The 14,761-nt window shown below is 72.3% G+C and carries 12 protein-coding genes; 7 read left to right on the top strand and 5 right to left on the bottom strand.

Annotated features, from left to right (window positions below; genetic code table 11):
• Positions 1-154: 154 nt before the first annotated feature.
• The 5 genes from ACZ4NT_RS18670 to ACZ4NT_RS18690 are packed head-to-tail and all read right to left on the bottom strand — an operon-like array spanning position 155 to position 5,819.
• Positions 155-1,465, bottom strand: a complete 1,311-nt coding sequence (locus ACZ4NT_RS18670) for a DUF58 domain-containing protein (RefSeq protein WP_467726374.1) — start codon at positions 1,463-1,465, stop codon at positions 155-157.
• On the bottom strand, positions 1,465-2,454 hold the full coding sequence (locus ACZ4NT_RS18675) for an AAA family ATPase (RefSeq protein WP_121402568.1): 990 nt from the start codon (positions 2,452-2,454) through the stop codon (positions 1,465-1,467). The genes ACZ4NT_RS18670 and ACZ4NT_RS18675 overlap by 1 nt, the downstream gene beginning before the upstream one ends.
• Positions 2,454-3,644: a DUF4350 domain-containing protein gene (locus ACZ4NT_RS18680; protein ID WP_467726377.1), complete on the bottom strand. Its 1,191-nt coding sequence runs from the start codon at positions 3,642-3,644 to the stop codon at positions 2,454-2,456. The genes ACZ4NT_RS18675 and ACZ4NT_RS18680 overlap by 1 nt, the downstream gene beginning before the upstream one ends.
• The gene (locus tag ACZ4NT_RS18685; RefSeq protein WP_467726379.1) at positions 3,641-4,456 is read right to left on the bottom strand and encodes a DUF4129 domain-containing protein; all 816 of its coding nucleotides are present in this window, start codon (positions 4,454-4,456) and stop codon (positions 3,641-3,643) included. Before ACZ4NT_RS18685 ends, ACZ4NT_RS18680 begins: the two co-directional genes overlap by 4 nt.
• A gap of 4 nt (positions 4,457-4,460) precedes the next feature.
• Positions 4,461-5,819, bottom strand: coding sequence for a DUF7847 domain-containing protein (locus ACZ4NT_RS18690; protein WP_467726381.1), 1,359 nt, complete (start codon positions 5,817-5,819; stop codon positions 4,461-4,463).
• Between the two features lie 140 nt (positions 5,820-5,959).
• Between ACZ4NT_RS18690 and mtnA the strand changes: the two genes are divergently transcribed.
• The 7 genes from mtnA to ACZ4NT_RS18725 all read left to right on the top strand — a co-directional run bounded on the left by mtnA (position 5,960) and on the right by ACZ4NT_RS18725 (position 14,761).
• Positions 5,960-7,108, top strand: coding sequence for an S-methyl-5-thioribose-1-phosphate isomerase (gene mtnA, locus ACZ4NT_RS18695; RefSeq protein ID WP_121402572.1), 1,149 nt, complete (start codon positions 5,960-5,962; stop codon positions 7,106-7,108).
• Between the two features lie 4 nt (positions 7,109-7,112).
• The gene (gene mtrA, locus ACZ4NT_RS18700; RefSeq protein ID WP_220784158.1) at positions 7,113-7,802 is read left to right on the top strand and encodes a two-component system response regulator MtrA; all 690 of its coding nucleotides are present in this window, start codon (positions 7,113-7,115) and stop codon (positions 7,800-7,802) included.
• A 1-nt stretch (position 7,803) separates the two neighbouring features.
• Positions 7,804-9,879 carry an MtrAB system histidine kinase MtrB gene (gene mtrB, locus ACZ4NT_RS18705; protein ID WP_121402574.1) on the top strand — a complete coding sequence of 692 codons (2,076 nt, stop codon included), beginning with the start codon at positions 7,804-7,806 and terminating at the stop codon, positions 9,877-9,879.
• Positions 9,869-11,698, top strand: coding sequence for an LpqB family beta-propeller domain-containing protein (locus ACZ4NT_RS18710; protein ID WP_121402575.1), 1,830 nt, complete (start codon positions 9,869-9,871; stop codon positions 11,696-11,698). The genes mtrB and ACZ4NT_RS18710 overlap by 11 nt, the downstream gene beginning before the upstream one ends.
• Positions 11,699-11,870: 172 nt before the next feature.
• Entirely contained in the window at positions 11,871-12,800 is a 930-nt protein-coding gene (locus ACZ4NT_RS18715) for a ComF family protein (protein WP_121402576.1), read from the top strand.
• A 315-nt stretch (positions 12,801-13,115) separates the two neighbouring features.
• Positions 13,116-13,808 (top strand): ribosome hibernation-promoting factor, HPF/YfiA family, encoded by a 693-nt coding sequence (hpf, locus tag ACZ4NT_RS18720; RefSeq protein ID WP_467726385.1) that lies wholly within the window; start codon positions 13,116-13,118, stop codon positions 13,806-13,808.
• Between the two features lie 206 nt (positions 13,809-14,014).
• A complete protein-coding gene (locus tag ACZ4NT_RS18725; RefSeq protein ID WP_121402578.1) occupies positions 14,015-14,761 on the top strand; it encodes a response regulator in 747 nt (248 codons plus the stop codon).

Raw genomic sequence — 14,761 nt, forward strand, 5'->3', positions numbered from 1 at the left:
GTACTGCAGGGGGGACCCTGTGGGAGAGTAGGACGCCGCCGAACAAATTGTGAGAGAACCCCCGTACCGGGGATACCGGTACGGGGGTTTTCTGCGTTGTACAGAAAAGGGGGAGCCTCTCCGAGAGAGGCTCCCCCCTTTTTCTTTTGCCCGCTTACAGGCGGCCGGCGGCCTTCAGGGCGAGATAGGCGTCGGCGAGTGCGGGAGCCAGTTCGTCCGGGGTGGCGTCGACGACGGTGACGCCGTGGCGGCGCAGCTGTTCCGCCGTGCGATGGCGTTCAGCCTGAGCCTGGGCAGCGGCTGCCGCCTCGTAGACCGCTTCCACTCGGCCCCTCGCGGTCGCCATGCGGGCGACGTGCGGATCGGCCACGGAGGCGACCAGCAGCGTATGACGCTGGGTGAGGCGTGACAGGACCGGCAGCAGGCCCTCCTCGATGGGCGCGGCGTCGAGAGTGGTCAGCAGGACGATCAAGGAGCGGCGCGGAGCCGTGCGCAGTGCCATGGCGGTGAGGCCGCGTGCGTCGGTTTCGACGAGTTCCGGCTCCACGGTCGCCATCGCGTTGACCAGGGAAGGGAGCACATCGCCGGCCGATCGGCCCTGGACGAGAGCGCGTACCCGGCGGTCATAGGCGAGGAGATCCACCCGGTCCCCGGCCCGGGAGGCCAGGGCGGCCAGGAGGAGGGCCGCGTCCATGGAGGAATCGAGGCGGGGGGCGTCGCCGACGCGGCCGGCCGAGGTGCGGCCCGTGTCGAGGACCAGAAGGATGTGGCGGTCCCGCTCGGGGCGCCAGGTGCGGACGGCGACCGCGGTCTGCCGGGCCGTGGCGCGCCAGTCGATGGAGCGGGTGTCGTCCCCGGGGACGTACTCGCGGAGGCTGTCGAACTCCGTGCCCTCGCCGCGTGTCAGGACGCTCGTACGGCCGTCGAGTTCGCGGAGCCGGGCCAGCTTGGAGGGGAGGTGCTTCCTGCTGGTGAACGGGGGCAGGACGCGCACCGTCCAGGGGACCTTGTGGCTGCCCTGGCGGGAGAAGAGGCCCAGGGGGCCGAACGAGCGGATCGTGACGCGGTCCGCCCGGCGGTCGCCGCGCCGCGTGGGGCGCAGGCGGGTGGTGACCCGGCGGCGTTCACCCGCGGGGACGGTCAGGCGGTGCCGGGAGGCGGCGACCTCCGTGCCCGGTGTCCAGCTGCTCGGCGGCCAGGCGTCTCGGAGGTGGGCGCGCAGGGGGCGGCCGGACGGGTTGGTGACCGTCAGGGTGACGTCCGCAGTATCGCCCAGGCGTACCGAGGTGTCGCCGGAGCGCGCCAGGCCCAGCCGGCGTACCGGCGCGGCCAGGGCGAAGTCGCAGGCACAGGCCAGGGCCAGGGGGGTGTTGACGGCGAGGATGCCGGTCCAGCTGGGGTCCCAGATGCCTACCGGAAGGGAGCCGAGAGCCGCCAGGAGGGCGGCGCGTCCGGTGAGTGCCATCAGCGCGGGACGGGGACGTGGGCGAGGATCGCGTTGATGACGGAGTCGGTCGTCACGCCCTCCATCTCGGCTTCCGGGCGGAGTTGGATCCGGTGGCGCAGGGTCGGCAGGGCGAGTGCCTTCACGTCGTCCGGGATCACGTAGTCGCGACCGGTCAGCCAGGCCCATGCGCGGGCCGTGGCGAGCAGGGCCGTCGCTCCTCGCGGGGAGACGCCGAGGGTGAGGGACGGCGACTCGCGGGTGGCGCGGCAGATGTCGACGACGTAGCCGGTGATCTCGGGGGAGACGGCCGTCTTGGCGACGGCGTTGCGGGCGGCTTCCAGGTCGGCGGGTCCTGCCACGGGCCGTATGCCGGCGGCGCGCAGGTCGCGCGGGTTGAAGCCCTCGGAGTGCCGGGTGAGGACGTTGATCTCGTCCTCGCGGGAGGGCAGCGGAATCGTCAGCTTGAGCAGGAAGCGGTCCAGCTGGGCTTCGGGGAGGGGGTACGTGCCTTCGTACTCGACCGGGTTCTGGGTCGCGGCCACCAGGAACGGTTCCGGGAGCGGGCGCGGGGTGCCGTCCACCGTGACCTGGCGTTCCTCCATCGCTTCGAGGAGGGACGACTGGGTCTTGGGCGGGGTGCGGTTGATCTCGTCGGCGAGGAGGAGGTTCGTGAAGACCGGTCCCGGCTGGAAGGAGAACTCGGCGCTGCGGGAGTCGAAGACGAGCGAGCCGGTGACGTCGCTCGGCATCAGGTCGGGAGTGAACTGGACGCGCTTGGTGTCGAGTTCCAGTGCCGAGGCGAGGGCGCGGACGAGCAACGTTTTGGCGACTCCGGGGACTCCTTCAAGGAGAACGTGTCCGCGGCAGAGGAGGGCGACGACGAGGCCGGTCACGGCGGGGTCCTGGCCGACCACGGCTTTGGCGATCTCGGCGCGCAGGGCTTCCAGGGAGGAGCGGGCGGTGCCCGCATCCCCGGCGTACCCGGCGTTGTCAGTGGTCGGGTCCATCATGAACGGCGTACCTCTCTTTCGAGGGCGTCGAGTTGGTCGGCGAGTGCGATCAGGGCCGCGTCGTCGCCGGGCGGCGGGCCGAAGAGCAGGGAGTGCAGGGTCTGTCCGTCGCCCCTGAGGTGCGTGGACAGGGCGGGGAGCAGGGCCTCGGGCGCGTGCGCCTGGGCCGGGGAGACACCGACGAGGGGGGCGAGGCGGGTGCGGGTGGTGGAGCGCAGAGCGCCTGCCGCGCGGTCGCGGGCGTCGGCCTTGCGATAGAGGCGGGCACGGCCTTCGACGGTTTCGGAGGCGCGGATCGCGACGGGGAGACGCTCGGGTACGAGGGGGCCGAGCCGGCGTGCCCGCCAGAGGGCGGCGAGGGCCGCCGCGATGAAGAGCTGGAGCGTGCCCCAGAGCCAGCCGGAGGGGAGCAGGTCGAAGAAGCTCCGCTCGCCGCCGTCGTCGGCCGAGGTGTCCGAGAGCGAGGGGAGGTACCAGACCAAGTGCGAGCGGGAACCGAGCAGTTGCAGGGCGAGGGAGGCGTTGCCCTGCTCGTCGAGGCGGTCGTTGTAGAGGATGTCGGGAGCGCCCAGGAGGACGGTGTCGCCGTCGCCGGAGGCTGCCGGGACGCGCAGCAGGGTGGGCAGGCCGTCGCTGGGGTAGCAGGAGTCGGCGTCGAGATCGGTGCTGAAGCGGATGCCGCCCGTGTCGGCGGTGCCCGCACGGCGGGCGGCGGGCAGGTCGCAGGCCGGGGAGAGCGTCGAGTCGAAGCTGGTCGCGGGGGCGGCGGTGACTCCGGGGGCGAGGGTGCCGAGGGAGGGCGACGCGGGGGCGATCAGGATCGTGCGGCCGCCGGAGTCCTCGGTCGCGCTGCGCAGCAGGTCCTGCTGACGGGCGGTCAGCAGATCGGGGGCGGCGATCAGGAGGGTGGTGTCGGGGCCGGCGGCGTCGCGGGCCGCGCCGGCGGTGGTGACCACGCGCGTGGAGACCCCGCGGTCGGCGAGGAGTTCGGCGACCGCGCGGCTGCCGTTCGGGTCGGCGGAGCGCGGGTCGAGGCGCCCGTGCGCGGCGTTGGAGCGCACGGAGGCGATCGCCACGGCGGCCACCAGGAGGGCCACGAGGGCGAGCAGGACACCGCGCGAGCGGGTCCACACCTGGCGGGCGGTCGGCGAGGCCGAGGTGGACGGCAGCGTGGCCTCGGTGGTCATTCGGCGGCTCCCCGGCCGGCGGTGCGAGCCGCGCTCCCGGTGGTGCCGGCGAGCACGGGCCGGGTGCGTTCCAGGTCGCTGTCGAGGGCCGCGAGGCCGCGGTACGTCGCTTCGCCGGCCGAGCGTCCGCCGTATGTGACGTCGTCGAAGTCCCGGGCGGCGGTGCGCAGTCGGTCGGTGTGGGAGGGCAGCGTGCGGCCCGCCTCCGCGGCGGCCTCGTCCGCGGTGCGACCGGGGCGGGGTTCGAGCAGGGCGCGTTCCTCCAGGGAGCGGACGACGGCGCGCATGCGTTCCTGGACGGCCTGGTTCCAGTGGCCCTGGGCGGCGTGCGCCTCGGCGGCCGCGCGGTGTTCGGCGGCGCTGCGGGGGCGGTCGTCGAACAGCGTGGCGGACGACGCGGCGGCGCGGCGCGGCGTGCCAAGGCGCCACCACAGCGCGCCGAGCACGGCCAGTACGGCGATCACGATGACGAGGAGGCCGACCGCGCCGCCCGGGGTGGCGTCGGAGGTGGCGCCGAACAGCTTGCCGAGCCATTCCCAGAACTTGTCGAGCGCGCGCTCGAAGAGGCTGGGGTCGTTCTCGTGGTACATCCGCTTGGTCAGCTCGCGCCGGGCGGCTTCCCGCGCGGGGTCGCGCTCGGTCGTCACCGGTGGGTCGCCGCCGGAGCGGACCAGGGACAGCACGCTTCCGGTGCCGGCGTGCGGCAGCGCGAGCACCGCCGTGTCGCCGGTCTGCGTCAGCCATCGCAGGACCGTGCCGGCGGCGCGTGGCAGTGCCGGTGCCGCTGTGAGAACTCCCCCCGTCATGCTCACCGCATCAGCTCCCCGGGGTGGTGCCGGTGCCGTAGCCCTGGACGCCGGCCGCGCGGGCCAGGTCGAGGTCGAGGGCCTCGCGGCGGATCCGCCGGTCGATGTAGAGCAGCACCGTGACGCCGGCGGTGATCGGGAAGGTGAGCATCGATCCGATGACCGCGCCGATGCCGCTGATGATGAGGAACGTCCAGCCGAGGTCACTGGTCCCGTTGAGGAACCCGCCCATGCCGTCGCCGCTGAACGCGGCCGCGACGAGCGCGAAGGGGATCACGATGATCGACGACACGACGTTCGCGATGATGCTGGCGAGCAGCTGGATGCCGAAGATGCGCCACCAGGAGCCGCGTACCAGCTTCACCGAGCGGCTCAGGGACTTCTTGATGCCCTGCTTCTCCAGCATCAGCGCCGGCGAGGCCAGCGAGAAGCGGACCAGCAGCCAGATCGCGACGACGGTCGCGCCGAGACCGCCGACGACGGCCAGGCCTGCGCCGGCCCCGGTCGACCCGGCGGCGGCGATCAGGATGCCGGGCAGGATGCCCACACCGATGATCGTGGCGCCGATGAGCAGCAGCAGGAAGACCAGCCCGAAGAGCTTCGGCAGCCGGGGGCGGGCGTCGCGCCAGGCCTCCGCCGTGGTCACCGGCTTGCCGAGCACCGCGCGGCTGGTGACGGTCGTGAGCAGCGCGGTGGCGAAGACGGTGCCGATGATGCTGATCAGCGCGACGGCCCCGGAGCTCAGCATGACGTCGCTGAGGGCGCGGCCGAGCTCTCCGGCGGTGGCGCTGGGGTCGTTGAGGGTGTCGGAGCCGGCGCTCTCGTCCAGGACGAGGCCCCGGAGCAGGACGACGACGATCTCCGTGACGACGGCGACGGTCAGCGAGATCCCGAGGACCGTGCGCCAGTAGGTGCGCATCGTGGAGACCGCGCCGTCGAGGATCTCGCCGACGCCGAGCGGGCGCAGCGGGATGACGCCGGGCTTGGCCGCGGGCGGCGGGCCGCCCCAGCCGCCGGGGGCGCCGTAGCCGTACCCCGGGACTCCGTAGCCGGGGCCTCCGTATCCCGGGGCGCCGTAGCCGGGGCCTTGGGGACCCGGGGCGCCGTAGCCGCCCGGGCCCGGCTGGGGCGGGCCGCCCCAGCCCTGGCCGGGCTGCGGCGGGGGCGGTGGCGGCGGGGCCTGCGGCGGGCCCTGAGGGGCGGGAGCGGTCCACTGGGCCGGCGGGGGCTGCTCCTTGGACCACTTCGACGGGGCGTCGCTCTGGTCCGCGCCGTTCTGGCCGGTGGGCTGCGCAGGGCCGGTGCGGTCCGGCTCCTGCCCGTCGGAGGGGGCGGATCCGGGCGAGGCCCAGCCCGGAGTGTCGTTCATCGTCGCTCCTTCACGGTGCCCGACCGCGGTCGCGGCGGCAGGTTGGCAGCCATCGTGCCACGGCGTCCCCGTCGGGTGACCGGGGGTTGTCTGGGCTGCACACCTTCAATTGTCCGCCCGGTACGGGGCAGACTGGGCGGATGGCTGATCACTACGCGCAAGCCCGCGAGGACAACCGGCCGACGGAGATACCGGCGATCCGCTGGGAGGAACCACCCGAAGGCCCCGTCCTGGTCCTTCTGGACCAGACGAGGCTGCCGGCCGAAGAGGTCGAGCTGGTGTGCACGGACGCACCCGCGCTCGTGGAGGCGATCCGCACGCTCGCGGTGCGCGGAGCCCCGCTGCTCGGCATCGCCGGGGCGTACGGCGTCGCGCTCGCCGCCGTACGCGGCTTCGAGGTGGAGGACGCCGCGGAGGCGCTGGCCGGAGCCCGGCCGACCGCCGTGAACCTCGCCTCCGGTGTGGGCAGGGCCCTGGCGGCGTACCGGGCGGCACTCGCCGGCGGCGGCAGCCAGGGGCAGGCCGCCGACGCGGCGCTCACCGCGGCACGGGCCCTGCACCGGGAGGATGCCCAGGCCAGCGCCCGTATGGCGGAGCACGGCCTGGCCCTGCTCGACGAGCTGCTGCCGGGTGGCGGCCACCGGATCCTGACCCACTGCAACAGCGGTGCGCTGGTGTCCGGCGGGGAGGGCACGGCCTTCGCGGTCGCGCTCGCGGCGCACCGGGCGGGGCGGCTGCGGCGGCTCTGGGTGGACGAGACGCGGCCGTTGCTGCAGGGTGCGAGGCTGACTGCGTACGAGGCGGCGCGCCACGGGATGGCGTACACCTTGCTCACGGACAGCGCGGCGGGCTCCCTGTTCGCCGCGGGAGAGGTGGACGCCGTGCTGATCGGTGCCGACCGGATCGCGGCCGACGGTTCGGTGGCCAACAAGGTGGGGAGCTATCCGCTCGCCGTGCTGGCCCGCTACCACCACGTGCCGTTCATCGTGGTGGCGCCGGTGACGACGGTGGATCCGGCCACCCCGAACGGGGCGTCCATCGAGGTCGAGCAGCGCCCCGGTCATGAAGTGACGGAGATCACAGCACCGCAGGTGCCGGTGGCGGGAGCGGAAGCGGGAGGCGGGATACCGGTGGCACCCCTGGGGACCCAGGCGTACAACCCCGCATTCGACGTGACGCCCCCGGAGTTGGTGACGGCGATCGTCACCGAAGAGGGCGCCGTGTCGCCCGTCACGGCGGAGGCGCTAGCCGAGCTGTGTGCCAGGTCACGCCAGGTAACGATTAGCTAATGGGATGATGTCGTTTATGAAGGGACGAGTCCTTGTCGTCGATGACGACACCGCACTGGCCGAGATGCTCGGCATTGTGTTGCGTGGTGAAGGTTTTGAGCCGTCTTTCGTAGCCGACGGCGACAAGGCGCTGGCCGCTTTCCGTGAGACCAAGCCCGATCTGGTGCTCCTGGACCTGATGCTGCCCGGACGGGACGGCATCGAGGTGTGCCGCCTGATCAGGGCGGAGTCCGGGGTGCCGATCGTGATGCTCACGGCGAAGAGCGACACCGTCGATGTCGTGGTCGGCCTCGAGTCGGGCGCGGACGACTACATCGTGAAGCCGTTCAAGCCGAAGGAGCTGGTGGCACGGATCAGGGCGCGCCTGCGGCGTTCCGAGGAGCCGGCACCCGAACAGCTCACCATCGGCGATCTGGTCATCGACGTGGCCGGTCACTCCGTGAAGCGGGAGGGGCAGTCCATCGCCCTGACGCCCCTGGAGTTCGATCTGCTGGTCGCGCTGGCCCGCAAGCCGTGGCAGGTGTTCACGCGTGAGGTGCTCCTGGAGCAGGTCTGGGGCTACCGGCACGCGGCGGACACCCGCCTTGTCAATGTCCATGTCCAGAGGCTTCGCTCCAAGGTCGAGAAGGACCCGGAGCGGCCGGAGATCGTGGTGACCGTGCGTGGTGTCGGTTACAAGGCCGGACCGAGCTGACATGTCCAGGGACAGTGCCGCTTCGGCGCCCGGACAGTCGGGGGCTCGCGCGGAGCGGCCTGTCGGTCGGAAGACGGCGGGCTCCCGCTGGGGACGTCTCGTCCACGGCGGGCTGCTCCGGGGCGGAGTCCAGGGCAGCCCGGTTCTCCGCCTGTTCATGCGCTGGGTGCGCCGGCCGCTGCTGCCCGTCATGCGGCTGTGGCGGCGCAACATCCAGCTCAAGATCGTCGTCACGACGCTGCTGATGTCGCTGGGAGTCGTGCTCCTGCTCGGCTTCGTCGTCATCGGGCAGGTCCGCAACGGCCTGCTCGACGCCAAGGTGAAGGCCTCGCAGAGTCAGGCCACCGGCGGGTTCGCCGTGGCCAAGCAGAAGGCGGACACGGTCGCGGCGTCGAGCGGCTCGGGCGCCGAGGGCCGTTCCGCGCAGAGCGTCAGCCCGCAGTGGATGAGCGACCTCGTCGACGCGCTCTCCAGCGGCGGCCAGGGCGCCTTCGACGTGGTGACCCTCAGTGCGTCCGCCGCGACCGGTGACGAGAGCGGCGGGCGCGGCCCCCGTTCCTCGGGCAACGTCGACCCGGCGGTGAGTGTGCCGGAGGACCTGCGGCGCCGCGTCGACACGAGCATGGTCGCCGCCCAGAGCTACACCCGTGTCGTGTACACGGACGAGAAGGAGTCGCAGCCGGCGCTGGTCATCGGCAAGCAGGTCAACGACCCCAAGGGCAACCCGTACCAGCTGTACTACCTCTTCCCGCTCACGCAGGAGGAGAAGTCGCTGAGCCTGGTCAAGGGGACGCTGGCGACCGCCGGGCTGTTCGTCGTGGTGCTCCTCGGCGCCATCGCCTGGCTCGTGGTGCGTCAGGTGGTCACGCCGGTACGGATGGCGGCCGGCATCGCCGAGCGGCTCTCCGCGGGCCGCCTCCAGGAACGGATGAAGGTCACCGGCGAGGACGACATCGCGCGGCTGGGCGAGGCCTTCAACAAGATGGCGCAGAGCCTGCAGCTGAAGATCCAGCAGCTGGAGGACCTGTCCCGGATGCAGCGGCGGTTCGTGTCCGACGTGTCGCACGAGCTGCGTACGCCGCTGACGACCGTGCGGATGGCGGCCGACGTCATCCACGACGCGCGCGTGGACTTCGATCCGATGACCGCGCGCTCGGCCGAGCTGCTCGCCGACCAGCTGGACCGTTTCGAGACGCTCCTGGCGGATCTGCTGGAGATCAGCCGTTTCGACGCGGGCGCGGCCGCGCTGGAGGCCGAGCCGATAGACCTGCGGGAGGTCGTGCGCCGGGTCATCAGCGGCGCGGAGCCGCTCGCGGAGCGCAAGAGCACCCGCATACGGGTCGTCGGCGACCAGCAGCCCGTGGTCGCCGAGGCGGACGCCCGGCGCGTGGAGCGGGTACTGCGCAACCTCGTCGTCAACGCCGTGGAGCACGGCGACGGCAAGGACGTGGTGGTCAAGCTCGCCTCGGCGGGCGGGGCGGTCGCGATCGCGGTGCGTGACTACGGCGTGGGACTCAAGCCCGGCGAGGCGACCCGGGTCTTCAGCCGCTTCTGGCGGGCGGACCCGGCACGCGCGCGGACCACCGGCGGTACCGGACTCGGGCTGTCCATCGCCCTGGAGGACGCTCGGCTGCACGGCGGCTGGCTGCAGGCGTGGGGTGAGCCGGGCGGCGGTTCGCAGTTCCGGCTGACGCTGCCGCGGACGGCTGACGAACCGCTGAGGGGTTCGCCGATACCCCTGGAACCCAAGGACTCACGGCGCAACCGCGGTCTCGACGACGCCGGTCTGCCGCACGGCGGCGGTGGCAAGCTCGCCACGGTCCCCGTACAGCCCTCCGGGGAGAACGCGTCGGCGCGGTCGCCCATGGGGTCCCGGGCGACCGGTGTGGCGCCCACGGCCGACCCGACGGCGCTGCCGGGCAGCGGATCCCGTGTCGTGCCGCGGCCCGCCCGGGCGGCCCGGCGCCAGGACGGCCCCGCACAGGCGGCAAGCGAGGGGGACGGCGGCCGTCGGCCGTCGGACGGGGGCGACAGGACGGACGAGGTCGAGGAAGGGAAGGCATTTCGTGGGCGCTGAGGGGGGAGGCCGCCGGCGCCCGGTGCGCCTCGGGGCGTACGTCGCCTGTGGTGCCGTACTGCTGGCCGGATGCGCCTCGATGCCGGACAGCGGGGATCTGCGCGACGTCGAGTCGACGCCCCGGCAGGACGCTCAGGTGCGGGTGTTCGCCATGCCGCCGCGGGACGACGCCCGGCCCGAGGAGATCGTGCAGGGCTTTCTCGAGGCGTTGACCAGTGACGATCCGCAGTACGCGACGGCACGGAAGTACCTGACCGAGAGCGCCCGGCGCAAGTGGAAGCCGTACGAGTCCACGACCGTGCTCGCGGACGGGCCCAACACGCTGACGCAGCACAGCGGGACCCGGGACGGCAGCGACGACTACGTGGTCACGCTGACCGGTGCCAGGGTCGCCTCCGTGGACGCGCAGCACGCGTACGCGCCCGACGACGGCACGTACCGGAAGACGGTGTACCTCGCGCAGCAGAAGGACAAGCAGTGGCGCATCGACGGCCTCCCGCAGGGCGTGATGATGGGCAAGTCCGACTTCCAGCGCAACTACCAGTCGGTGAACAAGTACTACTTCGCCTCGACCGCGCCCAACGGCTCGGGCGGACGGCCGGGTGCCGTCGCCGACCCGATCTACGTGCGCAAGGAGGTCGACCCGATGACCGAGACGGTCCGGTCGCTCCTGCGGGGTCCGACGCGCTGGCTCGATCCGGTGGTGAGGTCGAGCTTCCCCTCGCGGACGGCGCTGAGGAAGGGCGTCCGTTCGCTGGCGCCCGACGACCAGAACAAGCTCAGGGTGCCGCTGAACGCGAAGGCCGACCACGTCGGGCAGGCCCAGTGCACCAGGATGGCGGCCCAACTCCTCTACACGCTCAAGGATCTGACGCCCACCGGGGTGGACGAGGTGGAGCTGGAGCGGTCGGACGGCTCGCAGTTGTGCGTGCTGGGTGAGGACCGGGCCGGCACGGTCGTGTCGCACGGCACCGGAAAGCCGCCCGAGTACCAGTACTTCATCGACGAGAAGCAGCGCCTGGTGCGGCTCCTCGCCACCGGCAGCGGCAAGGAGCCCGAGCCGGTGCCCGGTGCGCTGGGCGACGGCGACAAGGCGCTGCGGGCCGCCGCCGTCTCGCGCAGCGAGAACAGCGCGGCCGGGGTGTCCCTCGACGGGCGTTCGCTCTACGTGGGGTCGCTGGTGTCGGGCAGTTCGCTCGGCGACGCGGTGCTGCGCAGCGGGGGCAAGACCGAGGACGAGCGCCTGACGACGCCCAGCTGGGACGGCTCGGGCGACCTGTGGGTGGCCGACCGCGACCCGAAGAACTCCCGGCTGCTGCTGCTGGAGCAGGGCGGGGGCGAGCCGGTCGTGGTCAGGACGCCGCAGCTCGACGGGCGGGTCAAGGCGGTGCGGGTGGCCGCCGACGGGGTGCGCATCGCCCTGATCGTGGAGAAGGACGGCAAGACCTCCCTGCAGGTCGGGCGGATCGAGCGCGAGGACAGGAGCGGCGAGCGGCCCGGCGTCTCCATTCTCGAACTGCGCTCCGCGACCCCGCAGCTGGAGGAGGTCACGGCCATGTCGTGGGCCGCGGACAGCCAACTCGTCGTGGTGGGGCGCGAACCGGGCGGAGTGCAGCAGATGCGCTATGTCCAGGTCGACGGTTCCACTCCGCTGCGGACGCTGCCGTCGGCGCTGACCGGCGTGCAGGAGATCGCCGCGTCCGAGGACGAGCAGCTGCCGCTGGTGGCGTACTCGGTCGACGGAATCGTGCGTCTGTCGTCGGCGTCGCAGTGGCAGAAGGTCGTCAAGAAGGGGACCGCGCCCATTTATCCCGGGTAGCCGGAGGCGGGTCCCGGGCGGCGGAGGAAGCGGGGCCCCGGGCGGCGGGGGCGCCTGCGGCGGGGCGTGGCCACCCTGGCGGGTGACGGCCGTGGACGGACGCGCGTTGTTGTCCACAGGGAGTTGTCCACAGGGGTGGCAGGCCGGCGGAGGCGTTGGCACAGTGGTGGGCATGCGGGGGTGGTGGCAGGACCTCACCGACCTGGTGCTGCCGGCCGAGTGCGGAGGCTGCGGACGACCTCGCACGGTGCTCTGCCCCGAGTGCCGTGCGGCTCTCCGCGCGACCGTGCCGTGCCGGGTGCGACCGGTGCCGGAGCCGGCGGGGCTTCCCGTGGTGCACGCGGCGGCTCCCTACGAGGACGACGTACGGGCGGTGCTCCTCGCCCACAAGGAACGGGGCGCGCTGGCCCTCACGGGCCCGCTGGGAGCGGCTCTGGCGGGAGCGGTCGGGGCGGGGCTGCGGGCGCCCCGGGCGGCGGCTGACGGGCCTGAGGCCGGGCTGGGCGGCTTCGCGCCCGACTCGCGGGCATCGGTGCCGTCCGGGCGGGCGGCGGCCCCCGAGGGGCCCCTGCTGCTCGTTCCCGTGCCGTCCGCGCGCCGCGCGGTGCGGGCGCGCGGGCACGACCCGGTACGGCGGATCGCGCTCGCGGCCGCGGCGGAGCTGCGGCGGGGCGGGACGCCCGCCCGGGTGCTCGGCGTGCTGCGGCAGCGCAGGGCGGTGGCCGATCAGTCGGGGCTCAACTCCCGGCAGCGGCTGGACAATCTCGCGGGCGCCCTGGAGGTGGCCGCCGGGGGAGCCCGGCTGCTGGCCGGCGGCGGGCGGATCGTGCTGGTCGACGACCTCATGACCACCGGCGCCTCGCTGGCGGAGGCGGCGCGGGCGGTGCGCTCGGCACCGGTCTCGGACGCACGCGCGTACGACGCGGGAACACGGGCACGAGCGGAAGTGCGAGTGATCGACGAAGGGGCGGTGAGGGCCAGGACGGGGGAGGATGCGACGGGGGCCCGGCCGGGAGCGGCGGCCCCGTATCTCACCCCGGACGGGATCCGCGCGGCGGTGATCGCAGCCCCACCGGACGCCTTCGAAATAAACCGGAACTGACTGAGAACTTACATCGTTGCAGGTAATGAGACGGGTAATTCACCTGAACGGAGGTGTGCCGCAGTAGAGGGTGACGACATCCGTCCGGGCGAGATATGTTCAGTTGTGAGGCAATGGCGCAGGCCGTACCTCGCAGATCCGAATGCCGTGTCGCGGGTTTTTCTCAATCACCCGCGCCGGTGGGGTGGAGATCTTGTCCGCGGGGGAGGAGGAGGTGACAGTCACCGAGTCCGAGGTTCCGGGACTGACCGGAACCTGGTGCAAGAGGGAGATGCTCCGCCGGCAGAGCGGAGCGATCCGGGAACGGAGTTCTGCGTGGACATCGTCGTCAAGGGCCGCAAGACCGAGGTGCCCGAGCGGTTCCGCAAGCACGTGGCCGAGAAGCTGAAGCTGGAGAAGATCCAGAAGCTCGATGGCAAGGTGATCAGCCTCGACGTCGAGGTGTCCAAGGAGCCCAACCCGCGACAGGCAGACCGCTGCGACCGGGTGGAGATCACGCTCCGCTCGCGCGGTCCCGTCATCCGGGCGGAGGCAGCGGCAAACGACCCGTATGCGGCTCTCGACCTGGCGGCGGACAAGCTGGAGGCCCGGCTGCGCAAGCAGCACGACAAGCGCCACACCCGCCGCGGCAACGGCAGGCTCTCGGCGGCCGAGGTCGCCGACACCGTGCCGGGCGCGGTGACGCTGAACGGCGACGGCAGCGTCGTCCACGAGGAGCCGTCGGACAGTGTGCCGACCAAGAAGATCGGTTCGCTCGAGGTCATGGGCGAAGGCCCCCTCGTCGTCCGCGAGAAGACCCACGTGGCCGCCCCTATGACGCTCGACCAGGCGCTCTACGAGATGGAGCTCGTCGGGCACGACTTCTACCTGTTCGTCGATTCCGAGACGAAGGAACCGAGTGTCGTCTACCGGCGGCACGCGTACGACTACGGCGTCATCCACCTCAACACGGACCCGATGGTCGCCCAGGCCGACCCGGCCGCGCCGGGTGGTGCGCTCGGCGGCTGACCCCTTCCGGTGACAGCCGAACCGGTGCCCCTGGTGAGCGCGAGCGCCCCCAGGGGCACCGGTGTGCGACCACTTCACGCCCCGCTCTGTCACCGCGGTGTCGTCCGGGCATGGAATCATGGCCGCACCGGCCCCAACCCGTGGGCCGTAGCCTTGGGTTGGCGATGGCACAGGAACGCGGGCCACGGCCTTCAGGGGGAGGAACGATGCCGGACAGCTTCGGACCGATGCGTGACGAGGACGCCGACGACGGCGTCGTCGGCATGGGGCCGGACGCGGGCCCTCCGCGCAAGGAGCCCATCCGGGTTCTGGTCGTGGACGACCACGCCCTTTTCCGCCGCGGTCTGGAGATCGTGCTCGCGGCCGAGGAGGACATCCAGGTCGTCGGGGAGGCCGGTGACGGGGCCGAGGCGGTCGACAAGGCCGCCGACCTGCTGCCCGACATCGTGCTGATGGACGTCCGGATGCCCAAGCGCGGTGGCATCGAGGCGTGCACCTCCATCAAGGAGGTGGCTCCCAGCGCGAAAATCATCATGCTGACGATCAGCGACGAGGAGGCCGACCTCTACGACGCGATCAAAGCGGGCGCCACCGGCTATCTCCTCAAGGAGATCTCCACGGACGAGGTGGCCACGGCCATTCGCGCGGTCGCCGACGGGCAGTCGCAGATCAGCCCGTCCATGGCGTCGAAACTGCTCACCGAGTTCAAGTCGATGATCCAGCGCACCGACGAACGCCGCCTGGTTCCCGCCCCCCGGCTGACCGATCGCGAGCTCGAGGTCCTCAAGCTGGTCGCGACCGGAATGAACAACCGGGACATCGCCAAGCAGTTGTTCATCTCCGAGAACACCGTGAAGAACCACGTGCGCAACATTCTGGAGAAACTGCAGCTGCACTCCCGGATGGAAGCGGTCGTGTACGCGATGCGCGAGAAGATCCTCGAAATCCGCTGA

The organism is Streptomyces sp. NPDC026417 (assembly GCF_055567695.1).